At 61.2% G+C, this 21,178-nt stretch carries 23 protein-coding genes; 15 read left to right on the top strand and 8 right to left on the bottom strand.

Annotation, left to right across the window (positions count from 1 at the left end; all coding sequences use genetic code 11):
• Positions 1-241 precede the first annotated feature (241 nt).
• Entirely contained in the window at positions 242-775 is a 534-nt protein-coding gene (locus FIV05_RS07500) for a hypothetical protein (protein WP_023002657.1), read from the top strand.
• Between the two features lie 40 nt (positions 776-815).
• Here FIV05_RS07500 and FIV05_RS07495 read toward each other — a convergent pair whose 3' ends face one another.
• Positions 816-1,124 (bottom strand): DUF1330 domain-containing protein, encoded by a 309-nt coding sequence (locus FIV05_RS07495; RefSeq protein WP_152509115.1) that lies wholly within the window; start codon positions 1,122-1,124, stop codon positions 816-818.
• A 56-nt stretch (positions 1,125-1,180) separates the two neighbouring features.
• Here FIV05_RS07495 and FIV05_RS07490 point away from each other — a divergent pair, with 56 nt between their 5' ends.
• A complete protein-coding gene (locus tag FIV05_RS07490) occupies positions 1,181-2,236 on the top strand; it encodes an AraC family transcriptional regulator (RefSeq protein ID WP_173013799.1) in 1,056 nt (351 codons plus the stop codon).
• Positions 2,237-2,296: 60 nt separating this feature from the next.
• Here FIV05_RS07490 and phnF read toward each other — a convergent pair whose 3' ends face one another.
• The gene (phnF, locus tag FIV05_RS07485) at positions 2,297-3,037 is read right to left on the bottom strand and encodes a phosphonate metabolism transcriptional regulator PhnF (RefSeq protein ID WP_023002654.1); all 741 of its coding nucleotides are present in this window, start codon (positions 3,035-3,037) and stop codon (positions 2,297-2,299) included.
• A 132-nt stretch (positions 3,038-3,169) separates the two neighbouring features.
• Between phnF and phnG the strand changes: the two genes are divergently transcribed.
• The 10 genes from phnG to phnN all read left to right on the top strand — a co-directional run bounded on the left by phnG (position 3,170) and on the right by phnN (position 10,867).
• Complete coding sequence (gene phnG / locus FIV05_RS07480) at positions 3,170-3,655, top strand: phosphonate C-P lyase system protein PhnG (protein ID WP_152509113.1); 486 nt, start codon at positions 3,170-3,172, stop codon at positions 3,653-3,655.
• Positions 3,655-4,281 (top strand): phosphonate C-P lyase system protein PhnH, encoded by a 627-nt coding sequence (gene phnH / locus FIV05_RS07475; protein WP_152509112.1) that lies wholly within the window; start codon positions 3,655-3,657, stop codon positions 4,279-4,281. The genes phnG and phnH overlap by 1 nt, the downstream gene beginning before the upstream one ends.
• A gap of 3 nt (positions 4,282-4,284) precedes the next feature.
• Positions 4,285-5,409, top strand: coding sequence for a carbon-phosphorus lyase complex subunit PhnI (locus FIV05_RS07470; RefSeq protein WP_152509111.1), 1,125 nt, complete (start codon positions 4,285-4,287; stop codon positions 5,407-5,409).
• Entirely contained in the window at positions 5,406-5,834 is a 429-nt protein-coding gene (fosX, locus tag FIV05_RS07465) for a FosX/FosE/FosI family fosfomycin resistance hydrolase (RefSeq protein WP_152509110.1), read from the top strand. The genes FIV05_RS07470 and fosX overlap by 4 nt, the downstream gene beginning before the upstream one ends.
• The gene (locus FIV05_RS07460; protein WP_055660043.1) at positions 5,831-6,760 is read left to right on the top strand and encodes an alpha-D-ribose 1-methylphosphonate 5-phosphate C-P-lyase PhnJ; all 930 of its coding nucleotides are present in this window, start codon (positions 5,831-5,833) and stop codon (positions 6,758-6,760) included. Before fosX ends, FIV05_RS07460 begins: the two co-directional genes overlap by 4 nt.
• Positions 6,757-7,545 (top strand): phosphonate C-P lyase system protein PhnK, encoded by a 789-nt coding sequence (phnK, locus tag FIV05_RS07455; RefSeq protein ID WP_055660045.1) that lies wholly within the window; start codon positions 6,757-6,759, stop codon positions 7,543-7,545. Before FIV05_RS07460 ends, phnK begins: the two co-directional genes overlap by 4 nt.
• A gap of 8 nt (positions 7,546-7,553) precedes the next feature.
• Positions 7,554-8,258 (top strand): phosphonate C-P lyase system protein PhnL, encoded by a 705-nt coding sequence (phnL, locus tag FIV05_RS07450; RefSeq protein ID WP_055660504.1) that lies wholly within the window; start codon positions 7,554-7,556, stop codon positions 8,256-8,258.
• Between the two features lie 146 nt (positions 8,259-8,404).
• Positions 8,405-9,154, top strand: a complete 750-nt coding sequence (locus FIV05_RS07445) for a DUF1045 domain-containing protein (protein ID WP_152509109.1) — start codon at positions 8,405-8,407, stop codon at positions 9,152-9,154.
• Positions 9,151-10,296 (top strand): alpha-D-ribose 1-methylphosphonate 5-triphosphate diphosphatase, encoded by a 1,146-nt coding sequence (locus FIV05_RS07440; RefSeq protein WP_152509108.1) that lies wholly within the window; start codon positions 9,151-9,153, stop codon positions 10,294-10,296. Before FIV05_RS07445 ends, FIV05_RS07440 begins: the two co-directional genes overlap by 4 nt.
• A gap of 13 nt (positions 10,297-10,309) precedes the next feature.
• A complete protein-coding gene (gene phnN / locus FIV05_RS07435) occupies positions 10,310-10,867 on the top strand; it encodes a phosphonate metabolism protein/1,5-bisphosphokinase (PRPP-forming) PhnN (protein ID WP_152509107.1) in 558 nt (185 codons plus the stop codon).
• 18 nt (positions 10,868-10,885) lie between these two features.
• Here the strand turns inward: phnN and FIV05_RS07430 are convergent, their stop codons facing one another.
• Both FIV05_RS07430 and FIV05_RS07425 read right to left on the bottom strand, forming a co-directional pair.
• Complete coding sequence (locus FIV05_RS07430) at positions 10,886-11,236, bottom strand: hypothetical protein (RefSeq protein WP_023002643.1); 351 nt, start codon at positions 11,234-11,236, stop codon at positions 10,886-10,888.
• 220 nt (positions 11,237-11,456) lie between these two features.
• Complete coding sequence (locus FIV05_RS07425) at positions 11,457-11,990, bottom strand: winged helix-turn-helix transcriptional regulator (RefSeq protein ID WP_209009891.1); 534 nt, start codon at positions 11,988-11,990, stop codon at positions 11,457-11,459.
• 46 nt (positions 11,991-12,036) lie between these two features.
• Here FIV05_RS07425 and FIV05_RS07420 point away from each other — a divergent pair, with 46 nt between their 5' ends.
• The 3 genes from FIV05_RS07420 to FIV05_RS07410 all read left to right on the top strand — a co-directional run bounded on the left by FIV05_RS07420 (position 12,037) and on the right by FIV05_RS07410 (position 14,091).
• Positions 12,037-12,408, top strand: coding sequence for a VOC family protein (locus FIV05_RS07420; protein ID WP_152509105.1), 372 nt, complete (start codon positions 12,037-12,039; stop codon positions 12,406-12,408).
• Positions 12,409-12,673: 265 nt separating this feature from the next.
• Entirely contained in the window at positions 12,674-13,042 is a 369-nt protein-coding gene (locus FIV05_RS07415) for a group 1 truncated hemoglobin (RefSeq protein ID WP_152509104.1), read from the top strand.
• On the top strand, positions 13,039-14,091 hold the full coding sequence (locus FIV05_RS07410) for an adenylate/guanylate cyclase domain-containing protein (protein WP_152509103.1): 1,053 nt from the start codon (positions 13,039-13,041) through the stop codon (positions 14,089-14,091). The genes FIV05_RS07415 and FIV05_RS07410 overlap by 4 nt, the downstream gene beginning before the upstream one ends.
• Before the next feature lie 113 nt (positions 14,092-14,204).
• On the opposite strand, the gene FIV05_RS07405 is transcribed toward FIV05_RS07410, so the two are convergent.
• From FIV05_RS07405 to FIV05_RS07390, 4 genes are all read right to left on the bottom strand, one after another.
• The gene (locus FIV05_RS07405; protein ID WP_152509102.1) at positions 14,205-17,117 is read right to left on the bottom strand and encodes an AsmA family protein; all 2,913 of its coding nucleotides are present in this window, start codon (positions 17,115-17,117) and stop codon (positions 14,205-14,207) included.
• Between the two features lie 284 nt (positions 17,118-17,401).
• Entirely contained in the window at positions 17,402-18,553 is a 1,152-nt protein-coding gene (locus FIV05_RS07400; protein ID WP_209009890.1) for a DUF1513 domain-containing protein, read from the bottom strand.
• Positions 18,534-19,613 (bottom strand): imelysin family protein, encoded by a 1,080-nt coding sequence (locus tag FIV05_RS07395; RefSeq protein ID WP_152509101.1) that lies wholly within the window; start codon positions 19,611-19,613, stop codon positions 18,534-18,536. Before FIV05_RS07395 ends, FIV05_RS07400 begins: the two co-directional genes overlap by 20 nt.
• Positions 19,613-21,142, bottom strand: a complete 1,530-nt coding sequence (locus tag FIV05_RS07390; RefSeq protein ID WP_152509100.1) for a di-heme oxidoredictase family protein — start codon at positions 21,140-21,142, stop codon at positions 19,613-19,615. Before FIV05_RS07390 ends, FIV05_RS07395 begins: the two co-directional genes overlap by 1 nt.
• Between the last annotated feature and the right edge of the window lie 36 nt (positions 21,143-21,178).

Below are 21,178 nucleotides of genomic sequence, written 5' to 3'. Positions count from 1 at the left end.
TCACTATTGGAGTTGCCGTTTCCTCGATGTGCCAATGGAGCATGCCATCTGGCAGCAATCGTTGGCTGATCTGAAGCCGGACGTGCGGTTTACGGAACCTGTCCTTAAGCAAATTCGCTTCTAGTCAGCAATGCGCATGCGCCGCGCCGCCGGAAATGGCGAAGGTTCGAGCGTGCGCAGAGGTCGCCGCCGCGCGAGGGGCCGGTGTCCGCATATCAATATGCATTTGAGGTATTTTGGAATGAATTTCAGAGCATTTGTCTCGGTGCTGGCCTTGCTGCCGGCAACAGGTGCGGCTGCCGCGCCGTTCAGCAGCGGCGATTGGGAAGCCGCCAGGATCGGCAGCACCTGCCTTGTCTATAACAACGCCCCGGCGCGCGACACCTCCGGCTCGTTGCAGTTCAGCTTCGACGTCAAAGGCTACAACGCGGATTTCACATACGAATATGCGCCCTACACCGAAAACGAAGAAGACCCCTGGGCCGAGACCGACCTGGTTGAAATCACCATCGACGGGGAAGATTCCTGGCTGGGAGGAGAGATGTTTCCCGTCGGCATGCAGGACCCTTACCAGATCTCGATGACGTCCGGCTTCGTGAAGGACATGGCTGCCGCAGTGGCAGATGCGCAGACGACGATCGACATTTCCGTCGAGCGCGAAAGCCTGGGTGAAACATGGCTCTACGGCCGCTTCTCGCCGGCCGGCTTCAGCGAGAGCCTCGCCAAGGCCGCCGAGATGTGCGACTTCGACCCGGCCAATTTGCCGGAATCCTGATCAAGCGTCGGCCACGCACCCGTCACGGGCGCTTGTTTCCTCAAGTGCCCGGACCATGCTCGAACCCGCCCAACAGAACGCCGTCACAACGGGCCGCGGCAATCCTGTCTTTCTTGAGCGGGGCATAAAGATCGGACCCATACCAGGCTCGGGCAGCCTGGCTGTCGGGAAATTCGATCAGCACCGGGATATTGGGCGTCCAGTCACCTTCCAGAACGCTATCCATGTCGCCGAGAACACGGTAGCGCCCGCCAAAGTGCTCCACGGTTTCAAAGACCTTGGCGCGATAGGCACCAAGCCGTTCCGGATCGTGGATTTCCCTGACATCGAAAAACACGAATGCAGCCATGGCGAAGTGTCCTTCCGTTGATTTCTTACCTGCGGCTGGAAATGCTAAACTCGGACATGTCCCGGCTCCATGCTCCACCGTCCGCAAGTTCTGCCCCCGCATCCGCGCGGGAAACGGCAGCCCTTGCCGGATCTGGACCGGCACAGGATCCACTCGCTGACGTTCTGAACCTCGTGCGCCTGACCGGTGCGCTGATGTTCCTGGTGGATGCCAGCGACCCCTGGTGCGTCGATATTCCCCACACGGATGCCTACCGCGCGATCCTTGCAGATCCCGGGCAGCACGTGCTGTCCTATCATATCGTCCTGGAAGGCTCAGGCCTGGCCTCCATACCGGGCGAGGCGCCCATCCGGTTCAACCGGGGTGACGTTCTCGTCTTCCCGCAGGGCGATGGGTACCGGATGGAAAGCGCAGCTGGAACGCCTCCCGAGTTCAGTGCGGACGAGGTTGTCGACTTTTTCGAAAACCTTGCCGCCGGACGCTTGCCGAGCATCGTTCCGGAAGGCGGTGGCGGAGACCCGCGGGCGTTGTTCCTGTGCGGGTTCCTCGCCTGCGACGCCAGACCCTTCAACCCTCTGCTTGCAAGGCTCGAACGCCGGCTTCTTGTCTCGCCATCCGAAAGGACTTATGACAGTCTGCAAAGGCTGATCGACATAGCCCGGACAGAAATACAGTCAGACCAGCCCGGCAGCCGGAGTGTACGCCTGCATCTGTGCGAACTGATCTTCATCGAAACGCTTCGCCGCCATGTGCTGTCGAAGGCTCCGGCGAGCGAAGGCTGGCTCGGCGCCCTCACCGACCCGGTCGCCGGTGCCGCGATCACCGCCATACACGCCGACCCGGCATCGGACTGGACGCTGGAACGCCTTGCCCGGCAGATCAACACGTCCCGCACGGTTCTGACCGAACGCTTTGCCGGAAAAATGGGTCAGGGACCGATGCAATACGTGACGTCGTGGCGCCTGCAGCTCGCGGCGCGCCAATTGCGGGACAGCAGATCATCAATTGCGGAAATCGCCTGGAACGTGGGCTACCGGTCGGAAGCGGCGTTTTCCCGCGCGTTCAAGAAGATGGCGGGCATGTCACCCGGAGCCTGGCGGCGGATTGGTTGATCCTTCGGGCATGGCTCACCGAGCGAAAAAGGCGAACCAGCCTCGCGTCAATGCGAGCGTCTAAACCTCGCCGCTGACCACCAGCTGCATGCGGTCGGCCGCCACGCGGGCACGGGTGTATTGCAGGGGCTTGCCGGTCATGTCCAGGTTGACGCTTTCCATCACCATCACCGGCTGGCCCAGCGCCAGACCAAGCTGCTGGGCATCGCGGTTTTCCACCAGCTCGGCCGTGATGCGCGTTTCCTTGCGGCGGTAATCGGAAATGCCGGCGCGTTGCAAAGCCGCGGTGATTGATCCGGTGTCGGCATAATCGGCGACGAAATTGGGCACGCGGGACTGCTCGAACCAGCTTGTGGCCGCGATCATCGGCACACCGTCGGCAACGCGCAGGGTTTCCACGCGAATGAGCAGCGTTCCGAGCGGCACGCCAAGCTGATGCGCCAGAAGGGCGTCGGCTTCCTCGACAGCCGAGCCGATCAACCGTCCGGACGGTGCCCGAAGTTGGCCTGAAACGATTTCCGAAAAGCGCGTGCGTGGGCCGATGGGATAGCTGAGCGGGGCTGAGGCAACAAAGGTGCCACGGCCCTGGTCGGCCCGCAGAATGCCATCCGACGTCAGCGCGGCGATCGCCCGGCGCACTGTGTGGCGGTTGACGCCGAACCGGCTTGCAAGCTCGGATTCCGGAGGCAGGCGGCTGCCTTTTTCAAAGGCCCCGCTCACGATTTCCGCCTTCAGCGTTTCCATGATCTGGCGCCACACCGCAATTCCGGCGCTGCGGTCGAGAGTGCTGTTCGTCGTCATGAGCCCGTCATCAAATTTCGGTACCAAAGAGTCAACCGGATTATTTGTCTAGACAAATAGACAAATCGAGTCTAGGACAAGGGCGTTTTCAAACGCTTTCCGAAGAACCGCCCAACCCAAAAGGCGCGCTTCATGACAGACATTACCTCTTCCGCCTCCCTAGACACCCAACCCGGCGTAGCCGTGAGCGCCCGCCAGAAGGTGATCGCGACACTGGCCGCAGCCTCCGCCGAGGCCGTCGCGGAAAAATTCAGCGCACTTCCGCCGCAAAGCTACGAGCTGGTGCGCCAGCCAGAAACAGGCCTGGTGATGGTGCGCGGCCGCATGGGCGGCACCGGCAGTCCATTCAACCTGGGCGAAGTCACCGTCACCCGCTGCGTGGTTCGCCTGGAAACCGGTGAAACCGGCAATGCCTACAGCCTTGGCCGCAACAAGCAGAAAGCGCTGCAGTCCGCCGTGATCGACGCCCTGTGGCAACACCCTGCAATGCAGGAGCGCATCGAGACGGACATCATCGCGCCGCTGGCCGAAGCCCAGGCAGGAACGCAGGAAACCGTTCGCGAGGAAACCGAGGCCACCAAGGTCAACTTCTTCACCATGGTGCGGGGAGACAACTGATGAACGCAGCACAACAGACCGCCGCCGCACCGCTGGCCGCAGGATTTCAGGACCCGGTTCACGATGCGCAGGGCTGCTTTCGCGCGATCATGAATGCCATGGCCCGGCCGGGTACGCGGCAGGCGATTTCCGCCGGCAATCTGAAGCCGCCCGCACCGCTGACGCAGGTGGCCGCCGCCATCGCCCTGACCCTGTTCGACTACGACACGCCGATCTGGCTCGACAAGCCTTTGATGACCTCGGACGCCGTAAAGACCTTTCTGCGCTTCCACACCGGCTGCCCGATTGTCACCGAACCGGTGGAAGCGGCCTTTGCGCTGGTCAGCGCACCGGTGAGCATGATCCCGCTGGCAAGTTTCAACCAGGGGTCCGCCGAATATCCGGACCGGTCGACAACGGTGATCCTGACCGGACAGGACTTCGGGTCCCATCCGGCCGTCTCTCTTAGCGGTCCGGGCATCAAGGACACCGTGGCATTCGGCACCGGTCCGTTGCCGCCGGTGTTCTGGGACCAGGTGATTGCCAACAACCGCCAGTTTCCACGGGGTATCGATCTGGTTTTTGCCGGTGAGGATGCGCTGTCTGCCCTGCCCCGTTCCACCTGCATCCTCAAAGCGGAGGTCTGATCCATGTATGTAGCCGTAAAGGGTGGTGAAAAGGCCATCCGCAACGCCCACAAGCTCATGGCCAAGCGCCGCCGGGGCGACACCTCCGTTCCCTCGCTGACGCTGGAGCAGATCGCCCAACAGCTGTCCCATGCCGTTGCCCGTGTCATGGGCGAAGGTTCGCTCTACGACGAGATGCTGGCCGCGCTTGCCATCAAGCAGGCGCGCGGAGACCTCATCGAAGCTGCGTTTCTGATGCGTGCCTACCGCACGACCCTGCCACGGTTCGGCTACAGCCAGCCGATTGACACCGCGAAGATGCTGGTGGAACGGCGCGTTTCAGCCACCTACAAGGACCTGCCGGGTGGCCAGGTTCTGGGCCCGACCTTCGACTACAGCCACCGCCTTCTGGATTTCGCGTTGGCCGCCGAAGAGGACGGTCTCGAAAAGCCGGTCGAAACAGCAACCGCTGAAGAAGGCAGCATGCCGCGCGTCACCGACCTGCTTGGCGACGAAGGCCTGATGGAGCCGGACCCGGTAACCGACGAGGACGCGCCTGTCGGCGACCTGACCCGCGAGCCCCTGTCCTTCCCGGCCGACAGGGACCTGCGCCTGCAGAACCTTGCCCGTGGCGACGAAGGCTTCCTGCTGGCATTGGCCTATTCCACCCAGCGCGGCTACGGCCGCACACACCCCTTCGCCGGCGAAATCCGCTACGGCGAGGTCGAGGTGGAATTCTTCGCCGAGGAACTCGGCTTTGCCGTGACGCTCGGCGCCATCAAGGTAACCGAGTGCCAGATGGTCAACCAGTTCAAGGGTTCGGCCAAGACCGCCCCGACCTTCACCCGGGGTTACGGCCTCGTCTTCGGGCAGGTGGAGAGAAAGGCCATGTCCATGGCCATGGTCGACCGTTCCATGCGCTGGCAGGAACTGGGCGAGGAACAGTCTGCTCCGGCTCAGGATGTCGAATTCGTCCTGTCCCATTCAGACAACATCCAGGCGACCGGTTTCGTCGAACACCTGAAGCTGCCGCATTACGTCGATTTCCAGGCCGAACTCGATCTGGTGCGCCGGATGCGCGGCGAATGGTTCGAAAAACGCCACCAGGAAGAAGAAGAGGGCAGCACCGCCCAGGAGGCGGCGGAATGAGCAGCGGACTTAGTCATATGACGTTCATCGTCAGTGATCTGGACAGGATGACGAACCTGCTGACGACGGTACTCGGGGCCCGGGAAGTCTACTCCAGTGAAGAAGCCACCTTTTCCCTCTCCCAGGAAAAGTTCTTTCTGGTCGGTGACGTCTGGATCGCGATCATGCAGGGCGATGCCCTGAATGAGCGCACCTACAATCACGTGGCCTTCAAGATCGAAGAGGAAGACTTCGACACGAAGCTGGCAGCCGTCGAGCGCCTTGGCCTGGAAGTCAAACCACCACGCGCCCGCGTCGAAGGTGAAGGCAGGTCCATCTACTTCTACGACAACGACAATCACCTGTTCGAGCTGCACACCGGAACGCTGGACATGCGCCTCGACCACTATCGCCGGATACTCAGGGAACGGAGTGCTGCGCAATGAACGACACGGCTCAGATTTTCGAACAGGGCGAATACAACTTCGCCTATCTGGATGAGCAGACCAAGCGCATGATCCGCCGGGCAATCCTGAAGGGCATCGCGATACCGGGTTACCAGGTGCCTTTCGCCTCGCGTGAAATGCCGATGCCTTATGGCTGGGGCACCGGCGGGGTGCAGGTCACGGCGGCAATTCTGGGCAAGGACGATTGCCTGAAGATGATCGACCAGGGCTCCGACGACACCACCAACGCGGTTTCCCTGCGCGGTTTCTTTGAAAAGACCGCCGGCGTGCGCACCACCTACGAGACATCGGAGGCAAGCGTCATCCAGACCCGCCACCGGATTCCGGAAAAGGCCCTGCGCGAAGACCAGATCATCGTCTTCCAGGTGCCGATTCCCGAGCCCCTGCGCTTCCTGGAGCCACGCGAAACCGAGACCCGGAAGATGCATGCGCTCGAGGATTACGGCCTCATGCATGTGAAGCTTTACGAGGACATCGCCAAGAACGGCCATATCGCCACCACCTACGCCTATCCGGTAAAGGTCAACGACCGCTACGTGATGGATCCTTCGCCAACGCCGAAGTTCGACAACCCGAAGATCGACCAGATGGCAGCCCTGCAGCTTTACGGTGCCGGGCGTGAGAAACGCATCTACGCCATTCCGCCCTACACCAAGGTGAAGAGCCTCGACTTCGAGGACTATCCTTTCGAGGTGCAGAAGTTCGACAAGCCCTGCGGCCTGTGCGGCGCGGAGAATGTCTATCTCGACGAGGTGATCCTGGATGACAAGGGCGGGCGCATGTTCGTCTGCTCCGACAGCGACTATTGCGAGGAACGGCGCGCGGACGGCCATCTCGGCCCGATGGCTGCCGATCCGGCGGCGCACCAGTTCGGCGCCACCCAGGCAGAGGAGACCGCCCGATGAACGCCTTTCCGTCCGCGGACCCGCTGCTGCAGGTTCACAACGTCACCCGCTACTATGGCGACCGCATCGGCTGCGCCGATGTATCCTTCGATCTCTGGCCCGGTGAGGTGCTCGCCATCGTCGGCGAAAGCGGCTCCGGCAAGACCACGTTGCTCAACTGCCTGTCGACACGTCTCGCCCCGACGGCGGGAGCCATCGAATACCGCATGCGCGACGGCACCATGCGCAACCTCTATCAGCTGACCGAGGCCGAGCGCCGCCTGCTGATGCGCACCGACTGGGGGTTCGTGCACCAGAATGCTGCGGACGGCCTGCGCATGAACGTTTCCGCTGGTGCCAACGTCGGCGAAAGGCTGATGGCGGTTGGCGAGCGCCACTATGGCAACATCCGCTCCACCGCCGACGACTGGCTGGGACGGGTGGAAATCGACAGCGACCGCATCGATGATGATCCGCGCTCGTTCTCCGGCGGCATGCGCCAGCGCCTGCAGATCGCCCGCAACCTCGTCACAAGGCCGCGACTGGTCTTCATGGACGAGCCGACTGGCGGTCTGGACGTTTCCGTGCAGGCGCGTCTTCTCGACCTCTTGCGCCGTCTGGTGGCCGATCTCGGACTTTCCGTGGTCATCGTCACCCACGACCTTGCGGTTGCCCGGCTGCTGTCGCACCGGATCATGGTGATGCGCCACGGCAACGTCATCGAAAGCGGACTGACGGACCAGGTGCTCGACGATCCGCGCGAGCCCTATACCCAGCTGCTTGTTTCTTCCATTCTCCAGGTATGAGGACCGAAATGCCCGTACGCCTCTATCTCAACAACGTCGGCAAGTCCTTCACCATGCACCTGCAGGGCGGAACCGTCATTCCTGTGGTCGAGAAGGTCGAATTCTCGGTGAATTCCGGCGAATGTGTCGTCCTTGGCGGCCCCTCCGGTGCCGGCAAGAGTTCGATCCTCAAGATGATCTACGGCAACTACCGCTGTGACGAGGGTCAGATCCTGGTGACGGTTGGCGATGAAATCGTCAACATTGCCGGGGCTGAGCCGCGCAAGGTTCTGCGACTGCGTGAAGACACGATCGGCTATGTCAGCCAGTTCCTGCGCACCATCCCGCGTGTTTCGGCCGAAGACGTCGTCGCCGAGCCGCTTATCGCCCAGGGCACCAGCGAGGAAGAAGGCGTCGACAAGGCCCGCTCCCTGCTGTCGCGGCTGAATGTGCCCGAGCGCCTCTGGACCCTGCCGCCCGCCACGTTCTCCGGCGGCGAGCAGCAGCGCGTGAACATCGCCAGGGGGTTCATTGCCCATTATCCGATCCTGCTGCTGGACGAGCCAACCGCCTCTCTCGATGCCGCCAACCGGGCCGTGGTCGTGCGTCTGGTGGAAGAAAAGAAAACCCAGGGCGTTGCCATGGTGGGCATTCTTCACGACCAGGACGTCCGGGAACAGATCGCCGACCGCATCATCGACGTGACCGGTTTCAGCGCGGAGGCAGCCGCCTGAGCCACGAGATGAGGAAAGGCTTGCAGACGGGCGGAAACTGTCACAGAAAAGTCACCGCCCGCCTTTAGGTCACTCCCTCAGAAAGTTGAAGGATGTGGCCCTGCCACATCCCGGCCAAACCACATTTCAAAATCGCGATTTTCTTCATGCGCTACGCCCTCTATTTCGCCGCCGATGCCGACGACCGCCTGATGCAGCTCGGAAATTCCTGGCTCGGGCGCGATCCCTTTTCCGGCGCGGCTCTTCCGCAACCGGAGCTGGCCGGCATGACATCGGCACGCTTCCGGGAGTTGACGACCGACCCCCGGCGCTATGGATTTCACGGGACCTTGAAAGCCCCGTTTTCCCTTGCAGCCGATCAGACCGAGGCAACTCTGCTGGACGCCTGCGCAGCTTTTGCGGCGGAAATCGCCCCTTACGAGATAGAAGCGCTCGGCGTGAACAGGCTCGGCCGTTTTCTGGCACTGACCCCTGAGGCAGAAGAGCCGGCCCTGCGCGCCTTCGCCGGCCTGTGCGTGCGTCGCTTCGAACCGTTCCGCGCACCACTGTCCGAGGCGGATCTTGAGCGCCGCCGCAAGAGCGGACTGTCGGAAAGGCATGACACCTATCTCGTCAGGTGGGGCTATCCCTATATCTTCGATGAATTCCGCTTCCACCTGACCCTTTCCAACAAGCTGGAAGACGACACCGACATGGAGCGGATGGCAAATGCCGCCCAGGACCACTTTGCGGATGTCATCGGCAAGAAGCGGCTGTGCCGCCACGTTGCGCTCTACACCGAAGCCGAACGCGGCGCGCCTTTCCAGGTCCATACCGTCTTTCAGCTGACCGGCAGCGTCGCTCCCGCCGACGCCCTCAGCCAGGCCGAGCGTCTTTCCCAAGAGGAATCTGCATGAGCAAGCATCCCAAAGTCTTCAAGAATGCCAGTCTGGTTCTCGCAGGCGAAGTGTTCGACGGTTCCCTGACGGTCGATGATGCCGGTCTGATTTCCGGCATCGGGTCACCGACCGAGGTCGATGGGCACGATTGCGAAGGCGACTTCCTGCTGCCTGGCCTGGTCGAGCTGCATACCGACCACCTGGAAACCCACTATGCGCCGCGTCCCAAGGTGCGCTGGAGCCCGGTTTCCGCCGTGCAGGCCCACGACGCCCAGATCGCGTGTTCCGGCATCACCACCGTGTTCGATGCGCTGCGCGTCGGCATGGATGAAGACGCGGACCTTGGTTATTCGGATATGCGCGCGCTTGCGGATGCCATTGAAACCGGCCAGCGGGAAAACCGCCTGCGCGCCGACCATTTCATCCACCTTCGCTGTGAAGTATCCGCGCCCGACGTGCTCAGCGCCTTCAAGGTGTTCGAGGACGACGACAGCATCCGCCTGATTTCGCTGATGGACCACACCCCCGGTCAACGCCAGTTCGTGTCGATGGATGCCTACAAGATCTACTATCAGGGCAAGAAGGGCTTCACCGACGCCCAGATGGACGATTTCATCCGCAAGCGCCAGGCGCGTGCCAGCAGCCTCGCCCCTGAAAACCGCAAGCACCTGTCGGCCATCGCCCAGGCCCGTGGCATCGCCATCGCCAGCCACGACGACGCCACCACCGCCCATGTGGACGAGGCGATTTCACTGCAGACGAAAATCGCCGAGTTTCCAACCACGCTGGAAGCCGCCAAGGCTTCGCACGAGGCCGGTATGGCTGTTCTGATGGGCGCGCCGAACATCGTGCGCGGCGGATCCCATTCCGGCAATATCTCGGCGAAGGCGCTTGCCGAGGCGGGCGTTCTGGATGTGCTCTCCTCGGATTATGTGCCGATTTCGCTGCTGCAGGCCGCGTTCCAGCTGGCTGCGGAGGTCGAGGCGATTGCCCTGCCACAGGCGGTTGCCATGGTCACGACGACGCCTGCGAAGGCCATTGGCCTGCAAGACCGCGGCACCCTGGAACCCGGCCTCAGGGCTGATCTCATCCAGGTGAAAATGGTTGGTGACATCCCGATCGTGCGCGGCGTCTGGCGCGAGGGCAAACGGGTTGCCTGAGGCTGCGTCCGACATGACGGAAAAACTCGGCCCCGGCCGCATGGTGCTCGTGGTCGGTCCGAGCGGAGCCGGCAAGGACACATTGATGGCCGCACTCAAGGCCCGTCTGGCGGGCCGGACGGACGTCAGTTTCGCCCGGCGAGCGATCACCCGGCAGGCCGATGTCGAGGCTGAGGACCACGACACGCTTTCGCGCGCCGAATTCGATCAGCTGAGAGCGGCCGGAAAGGTTGCCCTGTGCTGGGAGGCCCATGGGCTCGGCTACGTCATCCCGCAAAGCTACGACCAGGCAATCGAAGCAGGCGCAACCGTGATTGCCAATGGCTCGCGCAAGGTGTTGAAGCACGCAGAGGACAAGTACCGAAACGCCAGCGTTCTGCTGATCACCGCGCCGGTCGAAGTCCTCGCCGAACGCCTCGCCGCACGTGGCCGCGAAAGCAGACAGGAAATAGAGGAACGGCTGCGCCGTGCCGACCTTGAACCGGAAAACGTCGCCAATCTGATCCGCATTGAAAACACCGGCACGGTGGAGGATGCGGTCGACAGGATGGTCGCCGCACTCGGCCTTTGATCTCAACCGTGCCCGTCTCTAATCCGCAAATGCGCTCTGAACGGCCTGACTGAAAATCAGCGCCCTGGCATCCAGTGCGTCCTGATGATCACCGTCGAACGCGTGAACCATGGTGCGGAACTGTTTTGCTTCTTCGCCCAGTTCGGGCTCCCCGACCGCCCGGCGGAGATGGATCAGGGCGTGTTCGTGCCTGACCACAAGGTCTGCCAGATGGAGGGCGGAACCGATCATGTAGGCCCGATACTGCAGGCGTTTGACATGATCGAGCCTGTGAACATCCGGTTCCTGCAAAAGCTGCCAGAATCCGATGACATTCCTGCAAGCGGTGCGCATCAGGCGACCGCATTTCTCTTCGTCTGACCGGGACATGCTTGCCTCGCAAGATTCGCCTCGACCATTCAAGCGTAGCGCTACACCCGGAAACTGCAATGAACCAGAAGAGTCATGATGCGTCATTACACGCCCAGATTCATTGATTTCGAAATTATTCATCCTGGACAAAGACTTGTGCGGTGGACTGCGGCCGGGAAAACTTCATTTCGAGGCCAGAAAATACAACCATAGGGTAGAACTTTGGTTCACATCCGGGTCAACGGGCGCCCGCAGCGATCGCCTGATTGATTTTCAAACCCGCATTCACGGCGTGATAGATCGGGAAAGGTGTGCGCTGTGACAGGTCGATGTCCCGCCTCAGCCACTCCTGGTCTTCCAGAACACCAAGGGACTTCGACAGGGCCCGGTCCGTAACCGGCCCGAGGTCCGACTTGATCGCCGAAAACCGGCTTGGCGCCCCGGTTACGGCCAGGATAGGCACCGTCCAGCTGCGTCGCAGTACCGAAAAGGCATCCTCGTTCGGAACGATCTCCTCGATCCGGCTCGCCATGGCAGCAACAGCCTTGCCTTTGTCCGTCAGCCGAAACTCGGGCCGCAGGGGATGGCCGTGGCCGGGGTTTCGCTCCAGCAGTCCAAGCTGGAACAGATGTTCAAGGCTTGCTGTAAAAGAACTGCGGCTCGCACCTGTCGCCGCGATCAGCGGGGCTTGCCGACCGGAAACACCTGCATGCAACTGAGCCAGAATTTTCAGCGACCAGGCTTTGGATGTGAGGTTGACAAGAAGCTGCATATTCATATTTTATAGCTACTATACTTTTGATACATAGGAAAGTCTCATGCCTGTCGTTTCTCTGGATAACACGATCACACTCGCCCTCTCCGTTCGCGACAGGCATGCAAGTGCCGACTGGTACGCGGAAAAACTCGGATTCGAGTTGCTCTATCATATGGACGAAGCGGGCTGGAGCGAGCTGGCAACCCGGACCGAAGGCGTGACCCTTGGCTTGGGCGAACAATCCGAACCCACTCCCGGAAACACGGTTCCCGTCTTTGGCGTGGCCGATATCGCAGGTGCCCGCAGTGCGCTGGAAGAGGTAGGTGTCAAATTCGACGGAGCGACGGAGACCATCGAAGGCATGGTCAGCACCGCAACCTTCTACGATCCGGATGGCAACGCGCTCATGCTTGCTCAGGACCTGTCCAAATAGGCGGCTCATAAGAAACAGGAGCCCGCGAAGAACACCGGCACATCCGGTCGGGCAACCGACCGGATGCTGTCTGCAACGGGCTTTCGCAAACATTCAAGGCATGAATTTACGCCCAGACAGGTGAAAGGCGACAGAAATACATCATTCTTCCCAGAGGAAGCCGGAGGATGACGCAAAGGAATAATCGACACAAAATCTTTGCATTACCAGAATAGTCGACTACTCTCTTATTCTTGATCTCATTCTGAAAATCGAGTTCTGCGGCATGCCTGCGACATTGTTTGAAAAGTACGGCGGCTTCGGGTCGGTGAGCCGCATCGTAATGACCTTTTACGACAAGGTTCTCGATTCCGAGGAGATCGGTGACTTTTTCGATGACGTCGACATGACGCGCCTGATCGATCATCAGACCAAGTTTATCTCCTACCTGTTGGGCGGGCCGGTCAGCTACTCGGAAGAGCGGCTGAGACGAACCCATGCCACCCTTGACCTGAAAAACGAGGACTTTGACGAAGTTGCACGTCTCCTGCGCGAGACGCTGGTGGAACACAAGTTCGACCCTGCAGACATCAAGTCCGTGATGTCGGCAGTCGAAGCGCGACGTTCCGCCATCCTTTCGACCGGTGCGACATGAGCATCACCGCCATCAACCAGCAGCTCTTGCGTGCGATCGGGGTCGGCATTGCCGTCGTCAACAGCAAGGACCTTCAGTTCCTGTTCCAGAACGCTCCGTTTTCCGATTGGTTCGGCAAGCCGGAAGCCGTCACCACGCTTGCCGATCTGCTGCCGGATATCGAGATCGAACAGCTTCGCGAAGCAATCAAGGAGCAGGGACGCTTTTCCGGAGAAGTCTCCGTCAAGCTGAAGCGCCGAACCCTGGTCATCGCCTTGACCGTTTCGCCAGCTGAAGAGCAGGACTTCCTCGTCGTTGAGTGCCAGAACATCACGCGGATCCGCGAACTGGAGTCGATGATCGACAGTTACTCCTCCATGGTAGAGCGGAATACGCGGGAACTGGAGCGCGAGAAGGAACGTGTCGAGCGCCTGCTGCTCAACCTGATGCCGCGTTCGGTCTACGAGGAGTTCAAGACCTTCGGCGTCGTCACGCCGCAGCTTTACGAGAGCGTTTCCGTGGTCATGCTCGACTTCGTGGACTTCACGAAATTCTCCGCAGAGCACGACCCGACGGTGACGCTTGGAGAGCTGAACGACATCTTTACCGCATTCGACCGTATCGCCGAGCAATTCGGCTGTGAGCGCATCAAGACCATCGGCGATGCCTATCTTGCCGTTTCAGGCATGCCCGAGCCCTCACCGGATCACATGCGCGCAGTTGCCAACTGCGCCGTCCGCTTCATTCGTTACCTGGAGCGTCGGAACCAGAGCCATCAACACAAGTGGCGGGCGCGTGTCGGACTGGGTACGGGATCGGCAGTCGGTTCCGTCGTCGGAATCCAGAAGTACGTCTACGACGTCTTCGGCTCGGCAGTGAACCTTGCCGCACGACTGCAGGAATTCGCCAATCCCATGTGCGTCGTTGCGCCGGATGCCATGAAGGAATTCCTGGTGGATGAGTTTCACCTGGAAGACCTTGGCAAACGCGAGATCCGCAGCTTCGGAGAAATGCGGCTGATGCGGGTCAGCCCCGGTGTCGAACTGGCCCATCGGGCGCGGCAGTTCTGACCGGACAACAAGTCCGCTGCCAGATCACTCGCACAGCCAAAACCTGCCCGCTCAGTCCCACGGCAAAGCAATGGTGCGGCCCCGAAACGCAGCACCATTGCGCCAATGTGCCGTCAGTTCTTGTTTTTCTTCTTGTTTCCGAACACGTTGCCCAAAAGGCCGGAAGGCAGGCCGAAGCCTTCTTCTACCGCTTTCAGAACTTCCTCGTCATCGACCTCGCCGTCCAGAACCTTCTGAACGTCGATCTGGGTCTTGCCGCCGGTCGCCTGGTTGATGACCTTGTTCGCCTGGTCAACCAGCTCCTGAGACGGTTCCTTCTTTCCCTGAAGAATGGAGATCAGCTCACCGCCGGTCTGCTGCAGTTGCTTGTAGGCTGCCTCCGGGTTTTCCAGAATACCCTTGATGTCGGGATAGATCCGCGGATCGTTCCACGGGCCTTCGATCACGATGGGCACGCCTAGACCGGCCAACTTCTTGTCTTCGCCCTTTCGCCGAGGCTGCGGGGCCTGGCCTTCCAGCGTCGGCACGATCTTCGGCTCCACACGCCAGGAAAGGCGCTGCGCCGGCATGTCCGTCGTGCCCTTGCCGGTCATGCGAACCAGCGGCCCGATCAGGGACAGATCGTCGGTCTTGGCAATGCCGTTCTGGATCTGGAACGTTGAGCCAAGCGAGCTGAAATCGGTCTTGGCCGACGGATTGGCCTGCCATCCGAGCAACGTCTCCACCGACAGGCCACGCACCATCTGTGGCACGTTGATGCCCTTGATCGCGCCGTCGGCGAACGTGTAGTTGGCCGTCCCGTTCAGGGCCTGCACCAATGCCTGTTCGCTGCCACCTTTGGAGGTAACATCCAGGTTGATGTTGGCCTTGCCTTCAATCCAGCTGAAATCGGCTGCATCGCGCAGCAACGGATAGGCATTGAGGTTGGCGAGAGCAAATTTCGCGGCAACTTCCGGTGTTGCGGACGCCCCGTTGAGCGTAACCGTACCGGTGCCGGAGCCGCCGTAAAGTGCCAGCTTTTCCAGGTTGGCAGTCAGCACACCGTTCTTGATAGTGGTCGACAGGGCGCTCTGGTCGATCTTGATCTTGTCCCAGCGGATTTCGCTGGTGGTCAGCTTGAAGTCCGCGTCGATCGCATTGAGACCGGAGAAATCTATCGGCTCTGTACTCCAGCCACCTGCCCCACCGCGCTTGCCGCCGCCAGCCGAGGAATTTCCGGACGCCTGGCCAGAACCGCCACCACCGCCGCTGCCTGCACCCGAAGACGATGCACCGCCGAGATAGGGGTCGAGTACAAGTTCCCGCAGATCCAGCCGCGCCGTAACGCTTGGCTTGCCGCCAAGAACGATCCGTCCGTTGGCTTCACCCGACGTATCGTCCAGCGTGAACCGTGTTTCCTCGAATGAAATCGTCTCGCCTGCAACGCCGAAGATACCCGAAGCCTTGAAGCGCTTCAGACCGCCACCGCTGCCAAGCGGTTTGCCGAGCCACGCCATGAGCCCGCGCAGGTCGGCAGTATCGACGCTGACCGCACCATCAAGCGCACCGTCGCGCGAAGCCCGACCATTGAAGCCGGCGCTCACGCGATTGCCTTTCACGCTTACGGAAACCGGCGCTGCTCCCCCCGCCAGCAGGCGAGCGGTGTCGCCTTCGCCGGTCAGGCTGAACGCTTCGCCGCGCCAGGACAAGGCACCGCTGAGCGATATCGGGTTTTCCAGTCCCTGCAGATCGATATCCATGGCAAGGTTCGTCAGGCGGTCCGCTTCCGGATCGCCGCCGACCGCCGAAGCAAGCCCAAGTCCGCCAATCTCGCCCTCGGCGATACGTACGGCCCCCGTGATATCAAGACCGGCAAGCAGTTCCTCCCCTGTCTGCCCCACGGTTGCAAAGGCGAGGTCGAGGCTGAGTTTGCCGCTTGCAGGCAAATCCCGGCCCGCCAGTTGCAGGAGATCGGCAATCGAACCGTCTTTCAGCACCAGCCGGCCGGAGACTTCAGGAACGTTCCCCGACAGATCCGCGTCCGCCGCACCGCCAAGAGACAGTTGGCCAAGCGTGATGTCGAGATCGGCCAGCGACAGCATGGCCTCGGTGCCTGCAACCTTGGCCGACACGGCAAAAGCACCCGGGTCGGCGGCAAGGTCCTGCCCGGCCAGCGCTGCAAGCGCTTTCAGGGAAGGACCGGCTGCAGAAAGGGCCAATTCGGCGCGCGTCGGATCCAGGCCGGATTGACCGGTGACCGAGACGCTGTTTTCACCGCTGGAAATCTTCAGGTCTACCGGAACCTGCTCCCCGCCCATGAGAGCGAGCGGGTTGGTCAGGGATCCTGCGACGGCGACCGGCATTTCGCGGAACGTGAAGCTGGATGTCAGATCCACCTCACCCGACAGGCTGGGCGCCTGCAGGCTGAGATCAAGGTTGGAGATACGAACCGGCTCGGCAGCATCCGGCGCCTTGTAGGTCACCGTGCCTCCGGTGATCTGCAGGCTGTCGACACCAATGCTCTTGAGGTAGCCCTCGGAAGCTGCGGTTGTTTCTGCCGGCTCTGCTTCAGACGCAGGCGCAGGCGCGGCTTCCGCCACCGCATCGGTTTCAGCGTCGCCGGTTTCGGCCTCGATCAAGTCGCCAATGTCGCTGATGTCGCGGCGCGGCTCCCAGCTCGTGGTGCCGTTCGGGCCGATTTCCAGATAGATGTCCGGCTTGTCCAGGGCAATTCCGGTAACCTGGATATTGCCGGAAACCAGACCACCCCAGGCGAGGCCAAATTCGACACGCTCGGCCTTGGCGAACTCGATGCCGTCGGCACCCGCCTCGCCGGCAAGGCCGATATCTTCCGCGACCAGCGAAAATCCGGGAAACAGCGACAAGGACACAGGTCCGTCCAGGCGCACGCGCCAGCCAAAGCGCTTGTCCACCTGCTCAACTACCTGACGCTTGATTTCGTCCTTGGGCAGGAACAGCGGCACCACCAGAATGATGGTTACCAGCATGAACAGCAGACTGCCCAGTCCGATCAAAAACCGACGCATTTAGTGTCTCCCCGTCGCGAATCGGTCCCCAATGTAGACCAATCGGGCCGGAACGTCCCCAAGCAGAAGCAAACGCTTGCGCAGGAAAGGAGACAGAACGATCAAATACCGGCAAATCGGTCTACAACACCGCATACAGCCCCTGGGACCGGTATACGATCCCGATCACTGTGCCAGCCGATTTTGACAAAAGCAGGAAGTCTGCCGAATTTGCCTCCGATTGGCACCTTTTCAGGCAGAAAACAGCCTGACACGTGCAAGATCCAGCCGTCCGATGTTCTGTCTCAGGACAGGGCAAACATGTGATTGTCCCAGGAAATGCCCGGTGGGCGGGCCAGAATTTCCGCCGGCCGGGCAGGATCCTCGACAAGAGACAATGCCCCGTTGCCGTCGGAAATCAGAAAGCTGCCCTGATCGATCGGCGCAACGCCGCATCCGTCGGCAATGGCCTCGGCACCCAGGAATGCGCCGGTATCGGCCTTCCAGAACAACGTCTGCCCACCCCTTGGAGCGGACGTTGCAATCACCTCACCGCTTGCGTTTGCCGTCACCGAGCCGATGTAGTTCTGAAGGCCTGACGCGATACCCGTCGGAATTTCCATCAGGATGGGTGCCTCGTCCCGCGAAAACACACCAACCAGCGGCGGCAGGTCTGTTTCCGGCCCCTCGAACTGACCACCGACCCACGCCCGCCCTTGTCCGTCCAGCGCCATATGCCGGAGCGACAGCTGGTGCAGGGAAGCGTCCAGAGCGTGGCTGGCGTGAAGATCACCGGTTTCCCGATCCAGGAACACCACGGTTGGCGCCATGGTGTCGAGATTGAGCTTTTCACGCCCCTTGTCCGGATGGGTCATGATACCCCCATTGGCCACGACAAGCGTGCGCCCGTCCGGCGCGAGCAGGAGGTCGTGCGGACCGATGCCATGGGTCTCGATCTCGCCGATCCGCTGAACCTGACGGCCACTCATGTCGTAAACGCCAATCACGCCACGGGCTGCGGCATAGTCGTTTTCGACCGCATAGAGCAGTCTGCCATCAGCGGAAAAACAGCCATGTCCATAGTAATGGCGGCCCGGTTCCGCCGTGAGAACCTCCGGCTCCACATCCTGATATGGGCGAACCACGACCGCGAATGTGCCGGGCCGGCGGGCGAAGGCTACAAACCTGGACCTGTCAGGAGAAACCGCAACGCCGTGACCCCGTCCCGGCAGACCGATCCTGGCCAGAACCTGTCCAAGGTCATCGACAACACCCACCCCATAATCGCCGTTTTCAAGCTTGTAGGCGCTCACGAACAGCGGCACACCGTCGGATGCTTCCCGGTTCAGAAGGCTTGCTGCCAGCGTCGAGCCGGAAAATGCCGGCAAGGCGGCAAGGCCGCCGAGTGCTGCCAGAAAACCGCGCCGGGAAAGAGGCTTAGTCACCATCGAGCGCATTGAAACCTCCAGCAAGTTCCAGGGCACCTGCAAGTTCAAGGGCAATCGTGTCGCGAAGCGATTTCAGCGTGATCGCCAGGACAACCATCTTGTCATAGGCATCGCCTTCTTCGAAGGACTGGCGCAAGGGCGGATCTAGGGTCCCCAGAAGAGTGACAGCATTGCCAAACTCGAAGTCGAGCGTGTCGTAAATCCAGGTGAAATCGTCGGGCGTCAGGTCGTTCAGGTCCAGGGAAGCAATGGCCTTCTGAATGCCGAGCAGCTCGCCGTTGAGATAGACCACGCTGTTGCCGGAGCGCGAGAACGGAAAGCGCGTCGCCCTGGCCTTGTCCTTGCCGGTTCCCAATGCCGGAAGCACATCCTGATCGCGCGCAATGATCAGCCCCGTGACCAGCGCGTTGAACACGCTTTCCAGCGCTTCCTTCGACGTATGGAACCGCTCGTTGCCGCCTTCGGCTGTCAAGAGCACCTCGCTGTATCCGTCAGGATCCTGCCAGTCGGCAGCGATTTCGCGGGCCATGGCCGCAAGGTTTTCCGAAATTGCCAGTGCATAGCCGCAGCTGAAGTCCTTGCTGTCGTCCGCCTGCCCCAGCCGAACCGCACTATCCTTGTCGAAAGCGAGCAATTCCAGTGCTGTCAGTCCCTGAACTGCGACGCTCTTGTCCTTGAGCGTCGCCGCAGACAAGGCGTCCTTTTCTTCAGAAGCGAGAAGCTTGCGGATCTGGCGTTGCGTGATGCCACGCGGGTCGGGCAGGAAGGCCAGCCGACTGAGGCGATCGTTGTCGATCAACGGACCAAACCGCAAGAAATGCACATGGGAGAAGTCCCGCACAGTGTCTGAAAAGGCCGTCCTGAACCCCTCTACCGATGCTTCGTCCGCATTTGCGCAGACCGCTCGAACAGCGTCCGGCAGATTTGCCGAGGTTGCGGCAAACGCGCCCGTCGCCGGTTGGATATAGGTCTCGATCAGATTGTCGAGTTTCGGCTCGTAGTCCGTGGCGAACGCGGGCTGGGCGATAACGGCTCCAGAAACGAGAGCGGCAAATAGCAAACAGCGCATCAAAGGGACTCCAGAAAACGTATAAGCGATTGCCGGTCGGCGGGCGAAAGCGCAACCACCGCGTCGCGCGCCTGTCGGGCTTCGCCGTCGTGCCACAGGACCGCTTCCAGCAGGTTGCGTGCGCGGCCGTCGTGCAGGAACCGGGTGTGATTGTTGACAGTCTCGGTCAGGCCGATGCCCCATAGCGGCGGCGTACGCCACTCCTGTCCACTGGCATCACCCACCGGGCGATTGTCCGCGAGGCCTTCCCCCATGTCATGTAACAGGAAATCCGAATAAGGCCAGATCAACTGGAACCTGTGCGCCGGATTTTCCGCCTTTCGGCTGGTCACGTATTTCGGTTGGTGGCAGGCCGGACAGCCTGACTGGTAGAAAACCTGCTTGCCTTTCAGCACCTCGGGATCATCCACGTCGCGGCGCATCGGCACTGCCAGGTTTTCGGAATAGAAGGTGACGAGATCCATGACCGGGTCCGGAGCTTCCGAGACACCAAGGTTTGCCTGTTCGCCATGAGGCAAGGCGCGACAAGCTGTCTGCACCTTCGTGCAGTCGCCGTAATTGTCCGGCATCTCGGGCGTCGAAATACCGATATCACCGGCAAACGCTGCCGCGGACTGGGCACGGATCGAGGGTTTGGAAGCCTTCCAGCCGAAACGGCCAAGCGTAAACGCACCCGTCGCGGGGTCACGAACCCGGCTGACCTTGCCGGAAATTCCATCACTGTCGATGTCGTCGGGGTCCGCAAGCGCTTCAATGTCGCCGGGGTGAATGGCTTGCACCAGACCGAGGCCAATCATGGGCGGGGCCGCGCGGGCCGAAATCATTGTGTCGGGGTGCATGTCGCCATATCCAAGATCCCGGATCTTGTAGACGGGCTTCTGCAACACAGCCTTTTCCCCACCGGCCAGCGGAACCTCGATCTCCTCGACCTCGATATCGAAGCGTCCTTCACCGGGCAGGCCCGGCACCGCAAAGGTCTGGAACTGACCGCCGTAGGTCGGCTCCGGCACCAGCAGGATATCCTTGTCGGCAAGTGCCTGGCGCTGTGCCTCGGACTGAGGCGGGATGGACAGGCGAAGGAACATGGAAACCGAGTCTTCACCCGCCCGCGGCGGTCGGCCCCGGCCATCCTTCAAGTGACACCCCTGGCAGGAGCGTGCGTTATAAAGCGGTCCCAGGCCATCCGATGCCTGTGTCGACGAGGGAGAAGACGCCCAGAGTTTCTTGAAAAGCCCGTTGCCCACCTTGAAGGTGGCCTGTTCTTCGAAGGTCAGATTGGCATTGGAGTGGGAATAGGCATCCCGGTTGATCCGCTTTCGGGACGTCCCGGCCCCGCCCTGCATGATTTCGAATGCTTCAGCGGCTTCGAAATCGGCCGGCGGCTGCAGAACCTTCGCGGCCTTGACCCTGTCCTTGGCCGAAAGATCATCCCGGTGAGACAGCGTATCATCTGAAAGAGCGGTTCCCGCCGCCAGGCAGAAACACAAAAAGACGCCCGTCATGGCGCCCGGTCTGGGGACCAGTCTCATATTCGCATCCTGACTGTTATCCGCGAGCCCCAATTC

Origin of the sequence: Labrenzia sp. THAF191a (genome assembly GCF_009363335.1) — a bacterium.
GTDB classification, from domain to species: Bacteria; Pseudomonadota; Alphaproteobacteria; order Rhizobiales; family Stappiaceae; genus Roseibium; species Roseibium algicola.
The sequence above is the reverse complement of the archived record's forward strand: the minus strand, read 5'-3'. Positions and strand labels throughout refer to the sequence as shown.

Coding starts and splice junctions, on each gene's coding strand:
- FIV05_RS07500 (WP_023002657.1), top strand. CDS start 242: ATGAATTTCAGAGCATTTGTCTCGGTGCTGGCCTTGCTGCCGGCAACA.
- FIV05_RS07495 (WP_152509115.1), bottom strand. CDS start 1,124: ATGGCTGCATTCGTGTTTTTCGATGTCAGGGAAATCCACGATCCGGAA.
- FIV05_RS07490 (WP_173013799.1), top strand. CDS start 1,181: ATGTCCCGGCTCCATGCTCCACCGTCCGCAAGTTCTGCCCCCGCATCC.
- phnF (WP_023002654.1), bottom strand. CDS start 3,037: ATGACGACGAACAGCACTCTCGACCGCAGCGCCGGAATTGCGGTGTGG.
- phnG (WP_152509113.1), top strand. CDS start 3,170: ATGACAGACATTACCTCTTCCGCCTCCCTAGACACCCAACCCGGCGTA.
- phnH (WP_152509112.1), top strand. CDS start 3,655: ATGAACGCAGCACAACAGACCGCCGCCGCACCGCTGGCCGCAGGATTT.
- FIV05_RS07470 (WP_152509111.1), top strand. CDS start 4,285: ATGTATGTAGCCGTAAAGGGTGGTGAAAAGGCCATCCGCAACGCCCAC.
- fosX (WP_152509110.1), top strand. CDS start 5,406: ATGAGCAGCGGACTTAGTCATATGACGTTCATCGTCAGTGATCTGGAC.
- FIV05_RS07460 (WP_055660043.1), top strand. CDS start 5,831: ATGAACGACACGGCTCAGATTTTCGAACAGGGCGAATACAACTTCGCC.
- phnK (WP_055660045.1), top strand. CDS start 6,757: ATGAACGCCTTTCCGTCCGCGGACCCGCTGCTGCAGGTTCACAACGTC.
- phnL (WP_055660504.1), top strand. CDS start 7,554: ATGCCCGTACGCCTCTATCTCAACAACGTCGGCAAGTCCTTCACCATG.
- FIV05_RS07445 (WP_152509109.1), top strand. CDS start 8,405: ATGCGCTACGCCCTCTATTTCGCCGCCGATGCCGACGACCGCCTGATG.
- FIV05_RS07440 (WP_152509108.1), top strand. CDS start 9,151: ATGAGCAAGCATCCCAAAGTCTTCAAGAATGCCAGTCTGGTTCTCGCA.
- phnN (WP_152509107.1), top strand. CDS start 10,310: ATGACGGAAAAACTCGGCCCCGGCCGCATGGTGCTCGTGGTCGGTCCG.
- FIV05_RS07430 (WP_023002643.1), bottom strand. CDS start 11,236: ATGTCCCGGTCAGACGAAGAGAAATGCGGTCGCCTGATGCGCACCGCT.
- FIV05_RS07425 (WP_209009891.1), bottom strand. CDS start 11,990: ATGCAGCTTCTTGTCAACCTCACATCCAAAGCCTGGTCGCTGAAAATT.
- FIV05_RS07420 (WP_152509105.1), top strand. CDS start 12,037: ATGCCTGTCGTTTCTCTGGATAACACGATCACACTCGCCCTCTCCGTT.
- FIV05_RS07415 (WP_152509104.1), top strand. CDS start 12,674: ATGCCTGCGACATTGTTTGAAAAGTACGGCGGCTTCGGGTCGGTGAGC.
- FIV05_RS07410 (WP_152509103.1), top strand. CDS start 13,039: ATGAGCATCACCGCCATCAACCAGCAGCTCTTGCGTGCGATCGGGGTC.
- FIV05_RS07405 (WP_152509102.1), bottom strand. CDS start 17,117: ATGCGTCGGTTTTTGATCGGACTGGGCAGTCTGCTGTTCATGCTGGTA.
- FIV05_RS07400 (WP_209009890.1), bottom strand. CDS start 18,553: ATGCGCTCGATGGTGACTAAGCCTCTTTCCCGGCGCGGTTTTCTGGCA.
- FIV05_RS07395 (WP_152509101.1), bottom strand. CDS start 19,613: ATGCGCTGTTTGCTATTTGCCGCTCTCGTTTCTGGAGCCGTTATCGCC.
- FIV05_RS07390 (WP_152509100.1), bottom strand. CDS start 21,142: ATGAGACTGGTCCCCAGACCGGGCGCCATGACGGGCGTCTTTTTGTGT.